The organism is uncultured Nocardioides sp., from assembly GCF_947488025.1.
Lineage (GTDB): Bacteria > Actinomycetota > Actinomycetes > Propionibacteriales > Nocardioidaceae > Nocardioides.
Genome location: NZ_CANKYS010000016.1, coordinates 58,127 through 68,686 on the forward strand (window position 1 = coordinate 58,127; position 10,560 = coordinate 68,686).

Here is a 10,560-nt window from a genome sequence, read left to right on the forward strand (position 1 = left end):
GAGGGAGCTGCGCGGCGTGGGGCCGCGCACGACCGGACGGTCCCACTGGGGACGGGGCTTCGAGCCGGGTCCGGTGACACACGGGGGTGACCGGACCCGGCTCAGTCACGTCTAGGGTCGTGCCCATGACTTCTGTCCCGACTCCGGCTCCCCGGGCCGACGGCCGCGCCGACGACGAGCTGCGCCCCATCACCATCACCCGCCACTGGCTCGACCATGCGGCCGGATCGGTGCTGGTCGAGTTCGGCGGCACCAAGGTGCTGTGCGCCGCCTCCGCGTCGGAGGGCGTGCCCCGCTGGCGCAAGGGCTCGGGGCTGGGGTGGGTCACCGCCGAGTACGCCATGCTCCCCGCGGCCACCAACACCCGCTCCGACCGCGAGTCGGTCAAGGGCCGCATCGGCGGCCGCACCCACGAGATCTCACGGCTGATCGGCCGCTCGCTGCGGGCGGTCATCGACTACGAGGCACTCGGTGAGAACACCATCGTGCTCGACTGCGACGTCCTCCAGGCCGACGGCGGCACGCGCACCGCCGCGATCACCGGGGCGTACGTCGCCCTGGCGGACGCGGTGGCGCACCTGCGGGCCAGCGGCGCGCTGGCGGGCGAGCCGCTGACCGGCTCCGTCGCCGCCGTCAGCGTCGGCATCATCGACGGCGCGCCCCGACTCGACCTGCCCTACGTCGAGGACGTGCGCGCCGAGACCGACATGAACGTCGTGATGACCGGCGAGGGCACCTTCGTCGAGGTGCAGGGCACGGCCGAGGGCGCCGCCTTCGACCGCGCCGAGCTCGACGCCCTGCTGGACCTGGCCGCGAAGGGTTGCGTCGACCTGACGCGCCTGCAGCAGGAGGCGCTGGCCCGGTGAAGATCTTCCTGGCCTCGGCCAACGCCAAGAAGATCCTCGAGATGCAGCGCATCCTCGCCGAGCACGTGCCCGGCATCGAGGTGCTCGGCATCGCCGATGTCGACGGCTACGTCGAGCCGGTCGAGGACCAGCCGACGTTCGAGGGCAACGCGCTGCTGAAGGCGCGCGCCGGTGTCGCGGCCACCGGGCTCCCGTCGGTCGCGGACGACAGCGGCCTGTGCGTCGACGCCCTCAACGGGATGCCGGGCGTGCTGTCCGCCCGGTGGTCGGGGTCCTCGCTGGGTGACAAGCAGGGGGCAGACCAGCGCAACAACGAGCTGTTGCTCGACCAGCTCCACGACGTACCGGACGAACGTCGCGGCGCGCACTTCGCGTGCGCCGTGGCGTGGGTGCTGCCCGACGGGCGCGAGCGCGTCGTCGAGGGCCGGATGGACGGCCGCATCATCCGCGAGGTGCGCGGCAGTGGCGGGTTCGGCTACGACGTGGTCTTCGTGGCGGTGGAGCACGACGCCGAGGACCTCACCTCCGCCGAGCTCGGCCCGGGGGAGAAGGACCTGATCTCGCACCGCGGCCGGGCGCTGCGCGAGCTCGCGCCGTACGTCGCCGCGGACCTCGCCGGCACGGAGCCGGGCGCGGGGTCATCCGACTGACGCCTCCTCGCGCGCGCCGACCTGCCTGCTGACCCACATGCCCCACAGGGCGGCGAAGACGAACATGACCAGCGAGTAGACGGCCGCTGGCACCGAGATCTCGACCTCGTCGAGCACCTCGACGGCGACGAAGATCGCGAGCGTGGCGTTGTGCACCCCGACCTCCATCGACGACGCGATGGCCTGCGGGCCGGTGACGCCGGCGGCCTTGGGCACGTAGTAGCCGACGACCAGGCTGATCGCGCAGAAGAGGGCGGCGACCAGGCCGACGTCGGCGAGGTAGTCGGCGACGTTCTCGCGCTGGTCGAGCAGGATGCCGAGCACGAGGACCGCGAGGATCACGGCCGACCCGATCCGCACCGGCTTGTCCATCCGCCGTGCGAAGCCGGGAGCGCGGGCATTGACGACCATCCCGACGCCGACCGGCAGCAGGATCAGGGCGAACACCTTGACGATCTCGACCAGCGGCATCGAGACGTCGTCCTGCCGGTCGTAGTAGGCGATGGCGAGGCCGGTGATCAGCGGCAGCGTCACGACGGCGATGACGGTGTTGATCGCCGTCAGCGTGATGTTGAGGGCGACGTCGCCGCGGAAGAGGTGGCTGAAGAGGTTCGCCGTCGTACCGCCCGGCGAGGCCGCGAGCAGCAGCATGCCGATGCCGAGCAGGGCCGGGAGGTTGAAGAGCACCACCAGCCCGAAGCAGATCGCCGGCAGCAGCAGGATCTGGCAGGCGAGCGCGACGCCCACGGCCTTCGGTGCCCGGCCGACCCGCTTGAAGTCGCCGACCGTCAGGTCGAGGCCGAGCCCGAACATGATGATCGCCAGCGCGAGCGGCAGTCCGACGGTCGTCAGCGCGGAGTCCATGCGCGGACCCTAGTGGTGACGGGCGTCACATGGGCGGGACTCGCGGAGAAGGTTGCTCAAGTCGACGTTCACCCGCACCGGATGCGAGTGAACGTCGAGCTCGGTGCCGAAGGCGGGATTCGAACCCGCACGCCCTGAGGCACGGCGTCCTAAGCGCCGCGTGTCTGCCGTTCCACCACTTCGGCTCGAACGAGGAAGTCTAGGAGGACTCTGCCGCGCTTCGGTCGGTGGTCGCGTTCCTGCCCCGGCTCCGCCCTGCGAAGTTGGGCGTCTGCCGGTGACAGTTGGGACATAGAAAGCGCAGATTCTCCCGCAGGTTGTTGCGGTAGTTACCGTCGATGTGGTCGACCTCCAGCGTAAGGGCGACGCCTTGCCAGGTTCCGTCACAGCCACAGATGGCGCATTCGTACGGGACTCCTGACTCCATGAGCCCGCGCGTCAGCATGTGTGGACGCGCACGGCTGGCTCCTTCAGGAAGCAGCACGAGAATCTGATCTGGCTCGAGGCGAGCATGGTGGTGCGCCAGGGGGAGCCCTCGTCGGAAGTGCGAGGTGTCGAGACCGAAAGCCTTGACCGTACGGCTCAGGTGCGCATGAGTGCCGCCAGCCGGGACCAGCCCGAGCGAGCGCATGACACCCGCCATGGAGGTGGATGTCGCTACGGCCTCTGCCAGCAACTCTCGCGTGTACCTGCGTCTGGTCCCCATGAAGTCACGCTAGAACTCGGCACCGACATTGTTCTGTCAGTCCAACCCGAGGTCGCGCCGCAGCTTGGCGACGTGGCCGGTGGCCTTGACGTTGTACTGGGCGAGCTCGACGGCTCCGTCCTCGTCGATCACGAAGGTCGAGCGGATCACGCCCTCGACCTCCTTGCCGTAGAGCTTCTTCGTACCGAAGGCACCGTAGGCCCGGTGCACGGCCAGGTCCTCGTCGGAGAGCAGCGTGAGGGTGAGCGCGTCGCGCTCGCGGAACTTCGCGAGCTTGGCGGGCTTGTCCTTGGACACGCCGAGCACCTCGTAGCCCGCGCCGCGCAGCGAGTCGAGGGACTCGGAGAAGTCGCAGGCCTGCTTGGTGCATCCGGGCGTCATGGCTGCGGGGTAGAAGTAGAGGATCACCTTCTGGCCGCGCAGGTCCGCGAGCGAGACCTGCTCCTCGGTGTCGCTGGTCAGGGTGAAGTCGGGTGCGGTGTCGCCGGCGGCGAGGCGGTCGGACATGCGGGCTCCTGTGCGCGGTCGGTCCGGACGAGGCGTCCGGTTGGTTGTTGCAAGGGGTTTGCAATAAGGTCGAGGTGTGCCGGCCCGGCATCGGGGGATCCGTGCCGGCCACCAGACATCCAACCAGCCACATCCACGGCTCATCCAGGCCACATCCCAGGAGCAGGAGCGACCAGGTGCACGTGCCCGACGGCTTCCTCGACGCCCCCACGTCGGCGGCGACCGGCGTGGTGGCGGTGGCGGCGGTGGCCCTGTCGCTGCGGGGCGCGCGACGCGAGCTCGACGACCGTACGGCGCCCCGGGCCGGGCTGGTCGCGACCTTCGTGTTCGCTGCCCAGATGATCAACTTCCCCGTGGGGGCCGGCACCAGCGGCCACCTGATGGGCGGCGCGCTCGCCGCGGTCCTCGTGGGGCCGTGGACGGCCGTGCTGTGCCTGTCGGTGGTGCTCGTGGTGCAGGCCCTGCTGATGGCGGACGGGGGCATCACGGCCCTCGGCACCAACATCACCCTCATCGGCATCGTGACGGTCGCCGTGGGCTGGGCGGTCTTCGTGCTCCTGCGCCGGGTGCTGCCCAAGCGGGTCAGCATGGTGGCCCCGGCCGCCGCGGTCGGCGCGCTGGTCAGCGTCCCGGCGGCGGCCCTGGTCTTCACCCTGCTCTTCTCCGTCGGCGGCAACGTCTCGGTCGACCTCGGCGCCGTCATGACCGCCATGCTCGGCTGGCACACGGCGATTGGCATCGGCGAGGCGCTCATCACGGGTCTGGTCGTCGGGAGCGTCGTCGCCACACGTCCCGACCTCGTCCACGGCGCCCGCCCGCTCCTCGAGGAGCGCGAGCTCGAGCTCCGCACGGGAGTCGGCCCGTGAGCACCCGCCGCCTCTTCGCCGTCGCCCTCGTCGTCAGCCTGCTCCTCGCCGGTGTCGCGAGCTACTACGCGAGCGCGCACCCCGACGGCCTCGAGTACGTCGCCGAGCAGACCGGGTTCAGCGACGCCGCCGAGGACTCGGCGACGGCCGACAGCCCGCTCGCCGACTACCAGACCTCCGGCGTCGACGACGCCCGCGTCAGCGGGGGACTCGCCGGTGTCATCGGCGTCGTCGTGATGCTGGTGCTCAGCACCGGCCTGTTCTGGCTCGTCCGGCGGCGCGAGCCGCGCGACGCCGACGCCGACCAGCGCGCCCAGTCGGAGGCCTGACATGGGCGCCGGGCACGGGCACCGGCTGCACTTCCACGGCCACAGCCCGGTGCACCGCGCCCCCGCGCACCTGAAGGTCCTGGCCCTGCTGGGGTTCATGCTCGTGGTCGTCGCGACCCCCCGCCAGGCGTACGCCCTCTTCGCCGTCGAGGCCGCCGTCCTGCTGGCGGTCATCGCGCTGTCGCGGGTGCCGCTGCGCTACCTGCTTCCCCGGATGGTCGTGGAGGTGCCGTTCGTCGTCTTCGCGGCGCTGATGCCGTTCATCGCCCACGGGCCGCGGACCGAGGTGCTGGGCATGACCGTGTCGGAGCCCGGCCTGGTCGCGGGCGTGGCGCTGCTGGTCAAGGGCACCATCGGTGTCCTCGCCTCGCTGACCCTGGCCGCGACCACCGAGCCGCAGGACCTCCTCCGCGGGCTCCAGCGGCTGCGGGCGCCCGACCTCGTCGTCCAGATCATGGGCTTCATGATCCGCTACCTCGACGTGGTCACCGCGGAGCTCGGCCGGATGATGACGGCCCTGCGCTCGCGTGGCTGCGACCCGCGCTCCCCGCGGCACTGGCCGGTGCTCGCCCGCTCGCTCGGCGCCCTGTTCATCCGGTCCTACGAGCGCGGCGAGCGCGTGCACCTGGCGATGCTGTCGCGAGGGTACGACGGCCGCCTGCCGCAGTCGGGGGAAGCGCGATGACCGCCCCGGTGCTCGACGTCCAGGGGCTGGCCTTCGCCTACCCCGACGGCCACCAGGCGCTCTTCGGGGTCGACCTCCACGTCCACCGGGGCGAGCGGGTCGCGCTGCTCGGCCCCAACGGTGCCGGCAAGACGACCCTCGTGCTCCACCTCAACGGCATCCTCGCCGCGGGGCGGGGATCCGTCACGGTCAGTGGCCTCCCGGTCTCCAAGGAGCACCTGAAGGAGATCCGCCGTCGCGTCGGGATCGTCTTCCAGGACCCCGACGACCAGCTCTTCCTCGGCACCGTCCGCCAGGACGTCGCGTTCGGTCCTGCCAACCTCGGCCTCAAGGGCGCGGCCCTCGACCGGCGCGTGATGGACGCGCTCGACCGGGTCGGGATGGCCGACTTCGTCGACCGACCGCCGCACCACCTGTCCTACGGCCAGCGCCGTCGGGTGGCGGTCGCCACCGTGCTGGCGATGGAGCCGGAGATCCTGGTGCTCGACGAGCCGTCGTCCAACCTCGACCCGGCCTCACGCCGCGAGCTCGCCGACATCCTGCGCAGCCTCGACGTGACCGTGCTGATGGTCACCCACGACCTGCCCTACGCGCTGGAGCTGTGCCCGCGCAGCGTCGTGCTGAGCGAGGGGGTGGTGGTCGCCGACCGGCCGACCTTCGACGTCCTCACCGACGACGAGCTGATGGCCGCCCACCGGCTCGAGCTGCCCTGGGGTTTCGACCCGCGGCGCATTGATAGCCTTCCCGGGTGACCCAGGACATGAGCGCGCTCGAGCGCGAGATCGAGGAGACGCGTGAGCGGCTTGCCTCGACCATCGACCAGCTCGCCTACCGCGCCCACCCCAAGACGATCGTCGGTCGGCAGGTGGCGACCGTGAAGTCCCAGTTCGTCGAGCCCGACACGGGCGCCCCGCGCACCGACAACATCCTCAAGGCGGCCGGTGCCGTCCTCGGCGTCGTGGTGCTGTTCGCCCTCGTCCGCAAGGTCGCGAGCTGAGCGCGTCCTCCGGCAGCCTGGCGGGTGGGGGCGGCGATCCGAGGGCCGCGCCCATCAAGATGCTGCACGACCGCCTGCTCGTCGAGGTCGACCAGGAGGCCGGCGAACGGCGCTCCACCGGCGGCATCGTCATCCCCGCCACCGCGGCCATGGGTGCCCGGCGTCTTGCCTGGTCGCGCGTGATCGCGGTCGGCCCGCACGCGCGTGCGGTCGAGGTCGGCGACCGGGTGCTGTTCGACCCCGAGGACAAGGCCGAGGTCGAGGTCCACGGCGAGGTCTACGTCGTCATGCGCGAGCGTGACGTCCACGCGGTTGCCGCTGAGCGCCTCGAGGGCGGCTCGACCGGTCTCTACCTCTGACCGCTCGTTCTGCTGCCAGCCCTAGGCTTCGGCCCATGGCCTACCTCGTCAAGCAGTCCCACCGCGCTCCGGCGGTGACCTCCCCGGTGCCCGTCGACGAGTCGCTGCCGCGTGCCTGCGTGATCGGCGCCGGCTCCTCGGGCATCGCGGCGGCCAAGCAGCTCCACCCGTCCGGCATCGGGTTCGACTGCTTCGAGAAGGGCAGCGACATCGGCGGGACCTGGGTCCTCGACAACTCCAACGGCCAGTCGGCCTGCTACGACACGCTCGAGATCAACACCTCGTGCCCCCGCATGGCGTTCTCCGACTTCCCGATGCCCGCAAACTACCCGCCCTACGCGCGCCACGACCAGGTCCACGCCTACTTCGAGCAGTACGTCGACCACTTCGGCTTCCGCGACAAGATCACCTTCGACACCACGGTGGAGCAGGTCACCCGGTCCGCCGACGGCCGCTGGGACGTGCGGTTCACCGGTCCGGACGGCACCGAGACCCGCACCTACGACGCCGTCCTCGTCGCCAACGGCCACCACTGGGACCCGCGCTGGCCCGAGCCGGCCTATCCCGGCGCCTTCGCCGGCGAGCAGATCCACTCCCACGACTACCGCTCAGCCGACCAGCTCGCCGGGCGTGACGTGGTCGTGGTCGGCGCCGGCAACTCGGCGATGGACATCGCGGTGGAGTCGTCCCGCGTGGCGCGTACGACGACGTGGTCCGTGCGCCGCACGGAGTGGGTGCTGCGCAAGTTCCTCCTCGGCAAGCCGAGCGACCAGGTCGCCCTGCCGGGCTGGCTGCCGTGGTGGGTGACCGCCGCACGGCTGCGGATCGGGGCGACGTACGCCGGCAGCATGACAAAGTACGGACTGCCCGCACCGACCCACAAGCCCGGGCAGTCGCACCCCGTTCAGTCCGACCAGATCCGCGAGCGCCTCGACGCGGGCGCGATGACGGCGCGGCCCGGCATCGAGCGCCTCGACGGCGACCGGGTGGTCTTCGTCGACGGCTCGACCGCGCCGGCCGACCTGATCGTGTGGGCGACCGGCTACAAGGTGACGTTCCCGTTCCTCGCCCCCGACCTGGTCTCGGCGCAGGGCAACGAGCTGCCCCTGTGGAAGCGCACCGTCCACCCCGACCTCCCCGGCCTCTACTTCATCGGCCTCGTGCAGGCGATCGGCGCGGTGATGCCGATCGCCGAGGCGCAGTCGGCGTGGGTCACCGAGACGCTCGCCGGTCGCTACGTGCCACCGGGGGACGACGTCGTACGACGCCAGATGGCCGCGGAGCACCGCCGGGACAAGAAGCAGTTCTACGCCTCGCCACGCCACACCATGGAGGTCGACTTCGACCACTACCTGTGGGACCTCGATCGGGAGCGCAGGGCCGGACGTGCGCGGGCTGCGAGCCGTCCCGCCTCGACCACCACCGGCCAGCCCGCTGCGCAGCCGGCGACCAGCAGGGGAGTGCGACCCATGGTCGCGCGCGTCCTGCTCGGTGCGGCACGGTGGCGGACCGTCGGCGAGGTGCCCCAGCGCGGCGTCCTGGTCGGTGCGCCGCACACCTCCAACTGGGATTGGGTCCTGACGATCCTGCTGGCCTGGACGTACGGCATCACCATCCGGCTGCTGGTCAAGAAGGAGCTCTTCGTCGGCCCCCTGGGGTGGCTGCTGCGTCGCACGGGGGCGGTGGAGCTGGACCGCAAGAACCCCGGCGGCACGATCAAGGACCTGCTGGCCGAGTCCGAGGGCGACGCCCCGTGGCTCATCGGCCTCGCCGCCGAGGGGACCCGCTCGCGGGGGACGCACTGGAAGTCGGGCTTCTACCGCATCGCCCAGCAGACCGGCCTGCCGATCACCCTCGCCTTCATCGACGCCCCGTCGCGCACGGTCGGCTGGGGACCCACGTTCCGACCCACCGGTGACGTGCAGGCCGACATGGACCTCGTCCGGGGGTTCTACGCGGACAAGACCGGCATCAGGCCGGAGAACTTCACGCCTCCGCGGTTGCGCGAGGAGGGCCCGGCCTGAGCCGACGACACGCCCATCCGGGTGTGGCTCGGTGTCGCTCGGCAACCGTGAAGGCTAGGTTGAGGGTTCAACCGAAGGGAGCATGCAATGGCATTTCTGCTGTGGATCCTCGCCGTCATCCTCGTGGTGTCCGGCATCGTCTCGTTGATCAGGGGTCAGATGCTCTGGGGCATCGTGCTCATCATCGTCGGGCTGCTCGTCGGCCCCGGTGGAGTCAGCCTGTTCACGTAGCAGCACCCCTGCGGGAGAACGACGAAGGGCCGGTCCTGGTGGACCGGCCCTTCGCTTCTGTACGCCATCAGGGACTTGAACCCCGAACCCGCTGAGAACTCTCTGGGGCAGTGAACGTCGACGTGCACTTGCGGCAATTAGCCCCCTGACCTGCGCTTTCGTCGATCTCCGGTGCCTGTCGCCCCATGTCGCGTGAACCCGTTCCGCCGGACTTTCCGGGCACTTTGTGGGCAGTTCGCAGGGTTGCCCGGCCGGTCGACACAGCCTGCTATCGCCGGCCACGTGTGGCTGCTGCTCCGCCCTCGCCGAAGCGATCCCATCGTCGAGCCTGGCGAGCCGCCTCGACCTGCCCGCTTGAAGATGCGCTACTCAGTAGCGAACCTCGTCGCTCGCTTGACCCTGGGCTACCGCGAACCACGCCGTTCAGCACTTCCGCGTCGGCAAGCGCGTCCGCTGGTGCCCGGCCGCGGTCACAACTGGGCTGGACCTGGGGCTGGGAGGACAGCAGTAGAGGCTCAACCGACTCCACCACGTCACAGGAATGCCGCCCAGATGGAGCACGCAGGAAAGGTGCTGCAAAGCGCCCAGATTGACGCTGCAACGAAGGGGTCTAGTGCACGAACGGGTGACAGGTCTGACGTGCCTTTCCGTGCAAGCAGATCCGACCGGGGTCTAGACAGCAGGTGGCAATAGCTCTGAGCCGGCTAGACAGCGCGAAGCGAGGGGCGGAGCCTGAAAGGCACCCGTCCGATATGTAGGAGTCCTCAATGTTCATTCGTCGTATGTCCACCGTCGCTGTTGGAGCGGCCGCAGTCATTGCGCTCTCAGCCGCGGCAGCGAACGCGCACTTCTGTTACTTCACCGACCCGAACCCGAACGGCGACGCGGGGCGCGCCGGGTCCAATGGCTTCGTGTCGTTCGGGGTCATTGCTGCGAGTGAGGGGTTCTGTCCCGCAGGCGTTCTGGTCCTCGCCGACGCCGTGGGCGTGACGCCCAGCACGCTGATCAACGCGCATGGCCTGATGGCCGGTCCAACGGGCGGCAACAAGGCAATCGCTCACCTGGACTTCGCTGCACTCGAAGCGGCCTTCGGCGACGCTCTCGCTGCCTGCGAGTAGCCACACCAGACGCGCAGACTGCTCCACGAAGGTCGCGCTTCGTCCGCGTCGAACGGCGCAGCTGCGATCAAGTAGCCAAACGTGGCTCGACCACGCACAAACCCGGCGAATGATTTGGCATGCTCAGAACCCTCGCCGTTGTCACGAGTGGCCGGCGACGCATCGAAACGTGCGTCACACCGTCGCATACCGTGCGGGGCGCGACATTGCGCCGCTTGATGGCGCCGACCCGAGTTACCGGATCTGGCACCCCTCTGTGTCAAGGAGCTGCCGGCAGAGGTGTCTTAGCCTCGATCCACCGATGGGCTTGGGGTTGTGAGCGCGTCGTGAAGTGAGAATGCCCTTACGTGCTGGGAAA

Annotated in this window: 14 protein-coding genes and 1 tRNA gene; 11 read left to right on the top strand and 4 right to left on the bottom strand. The window is 70.2% G+C overall.

Translation table 11 applies throughout. The features are described from left to right. Positions 1-125: 125 nt before the first annotated feature. Together rph and rdgB are read left to right on the top strand one after the other, a co-directional pair. The gene (gene rph / locus Q1B24_RS19985) at positions 126-866 is read left to right on the top strand and encodes a ribonuclease PH (protein WP_299931990.1); all 741 of its coding nucleotides are present in this window, start codon (positions 126-128) and stop codon (positions 864-866) included. Then, entirely contained in the window at positions 863-1,516 is a 654-nt protein-coding gene (gene rdgB, locus Q1B24_RS19990) for an RdgB/HAM1 family non-canonical purine NTP pyrophosphatase (RefSeq protein WP_299931992.1), read from the top strand. Before rph ends, rdgB begins: the two co-directional genes overlap by 4 nt. Here the strand turns inward: rdgB and Q1B24_RS19995 are convergent. The 4 genes from Q1B24_RS19995 to bcp form a co-directional block, all read right to left on the bottom strand. Then, positions 1,505-2,380 (bottom strand): bile acid:sodium symporter family protein, encoded by an 876-nt coding sequence (locus Q1B24_RS19995; RefSeq protein ID WP_299931994.1) that lies wholly within the window; start codon positions 2,378-2,380, stop codon positions 1,505-1,507. The genes rdgB and Q1B24_RS19995 overlap by 12 nt on opposite strands. Before the next feature lie 104 nt (positions 2,381-2,484). After that, positions 2,485-2,565: transfer RNA gene (locus Q1B24_RS20000), tRNA-Leu, on the bottom strand. A 14-nt stretch (positions 2,566-2,579) separates the two neighbouring features. Further along, on the bottom strand, positions 2,580-3,086 hold the full coding sequence (locus Q1B24_RS21890; protein ID WP_366916561.1) for an HNH endonuclease: 507 nt from the start codon (positions 3,084-3,086) through the stop codon (positions 2,580-2,582). A gap of 36 nt (positions 3,087-3,122) precedes the next feature. After that, positions 3,123-3,593, bottom strand: a complete 471-nt coding sequence (gene bcp / locus Q1B24_RS20005; RefSeq protein WP_299931996.1) for a thioredoxin-dependent thiol peroxidase — start codon at positions 3,591-3,593, stop codon at positions 3,123-3,125. Between the two features lie 176 nt (positions 3,594-3,769). On the opposite strand from bcp, the gene Q1B24_RS20010 reads away from it, so the two are divergent. The 9 genes from Q1B24_RS20010 to Q1B24_RS20050 all read left to right on the top strand — a co-directional run bounded on the left by Q1B24_RS20010 (position 3,770) and on the right by Q1B24_RS20050 (position 10,202). Continuing rightward, on the top strand, positions 3,770-4,459 hold the full coding sequence (locus tag Q1B24_RS20010; protein WP_299931998.1) for an energy-coupling factor ABC transporter permease: 690 nt from the start codon (positions 3,770-3,772) through the stop codon (positions 4,457-4,459). Next, the gene (locus Q1B24_RS20015; protein ID WP_299932000.1) at positions 4,456-4,788 is read left to right on the top strand and encodes a PDGLE domain-containing protein; all 333 of its coding nucleotides are present in this window, start codon (positions 4,456-4,458) and stop codon (positions 4,786-4,788) included. Before Q1B24_RS20010 ends, Q1B24_RS20015 begins: the two co-directional genes overlap by 4 nt. A gap of 1 nt (position 4,789) precedes the next feature. Then, positions 4,790-5,473 carry a cobalt ECF transporter T component CbiQ gene (cbiQ, locus tag Q1B24_RS20020; RefSeq protein WP_299932002.1) on the top strand — a complete coding sequence of 228 codons (684 nt, stop codon included), beginning with the start codon at positions 4,790-4,792 and terminating at the stop codon, positions 5,471-5,473. Then, positions 5,470-6,225, top strand: coding sequence for an ABC transporter ATP-binding protein (locus Q1B24_RS20025; RefSeq protein ID WP_299932005.1), 756 nt, complete (start codon positions 5,470-5,472; stop codon positions 6,223-6,225). The genes cbiQ and Q1B24_RS20025 overlap by 4 nt, the downstream gene beginning before the upstream one ends. Beyond that, complete coding sequence (locus Q1B24_RS20030) at positions 6,222-6,470, top strand: DUF3618 domain-containing protein (protein ID WP_299932007.1); 249 nt, start codon at positions 6,222-6,224, stop codon at positions 6,468-6,470. The genes Q1B24_RS20025 and Q1B24_RS20030 overlap by 4 nt, the downstream gene beginning before the upstream one ends. A gap of 59 nt (positions 6,471-6,529) precedes the next feature. Then, a complete protein-coding gene (locus Q1B24_RS20035; protein WP_191280515.1) occupies positions 6,530-6,829 on the top strand; it encodes a co-chaperone GroES in 300 nt (99 codons plus the stop codon). 35 nt (positions 6,830-6,864) lie between these two features. Next, the gene (locus Q1B24_RS20040; RefSeq protein WP_299932010.1) at positions 6,865-8,853 is read left to right on the top strand and encodes an NAD(P)-binding domain-containing protein; all 1,989 of its coding nucleotides are present in this window, start codon (positions 6,865-6,867) and stop codon (positions 8,851-8,853) included. An 87-nt stretch (positions 8,854-8,940) separates the two neighbouring features. After that, positions 8,941-9,084, top strand: coding sequence for a GPGG-motif small membrane protein (locus tag Q1B24_RS20045; RefSeq protein ID WP_186340748.1), 144 nt, complete (start codon positions 8,941-8,943; stop codon positions 9,082-9,084). Positions 9,085-9,851: 767 nt separating this feature from the next. After that, complete coding sequence (locus Q1B24_RS20050) at positions 9,852-10,202, top strand: hypothetical protein (RefSeq protein WP_299932017.1); 351 nt, start codon at positions 9,852-9,854, stop codon at positions 10,200-10,202. Positions 10,203-10,560 lie beyond the last annotated feature (358 nt).

Bases quoted from the DNA above. Each gene is read 5' to 3' on its own strand.
- bcp (WP_299931996.1), bottom strand. From the start codon at position 3,593: ATGTCCGACCGCCTCGCCGCCGGCGACACCGCACCCGACTTCACCCTG.
- Q1B24_RS20050 (WP_299932017.1), top strand. From the start codon at position 9,852: ATGTTCATTCGTCGTATGTCCACCGTCGCTGTTGGAGCGGCCGCAGTC.
- Q1B24_RS20035 (WP_191280515.1), top strand. From the start codon at position 6,530: ATGCTGCACGACCGCCTGCTCGTCGAGGTCGACCAGGAGGCCGGCGAA.
- Q1B24_RS20045 (WP_186340748.1), top strand. From the start codon at position 8,941: ATGGCATTTCTGCTGTGGATCCTCGCCGTCATCCTCGTGGTGTCCGGC.
- Q1B24_RS21890 (WP_366916561.1), bottom strand. From the start codon at position 3,086: ATGGGGACCAGACGCAGGTACACGCGAGAGTTGCTGGCAGAGGCCGTA.
- cbiQ (WP_299932002.1), top strand. From the start codon at position 4,790: ATGGGCGCCGGGCACGGGCACCGGCTGCACTTCCACGGCCACAGCCCG.
- rph (WP_299931990.1), top strand. From the start codon at position 126: ATGACTTCTGTCCCGACTCCGGCTCCCCGGGCCGACGGCCGCGCCGAC.
- Q1B24_RS20040 (WP_299932010.1), top strand. From the start codon at position 6,865: ATGGCCTACCTCGTCAAGCAGTCCCACCGCGCTCCGGCGGTGACCTCC.
- Q1B24_RS19995 (WP_299931994.1), bottom strand. From the start codon at position 2,380: ATGGACTCCGCGCTGACGACCGTCGGACTGCCGCTCGCGCTGGCGATC.
- Q1B24_RS20025 (WP_299932005.1), top strand. From the start codon at position 5,470: ATGACCGCCCCGGTGCTCGACGTCCAGGGGCTGGCCTTCGCCTACCCC.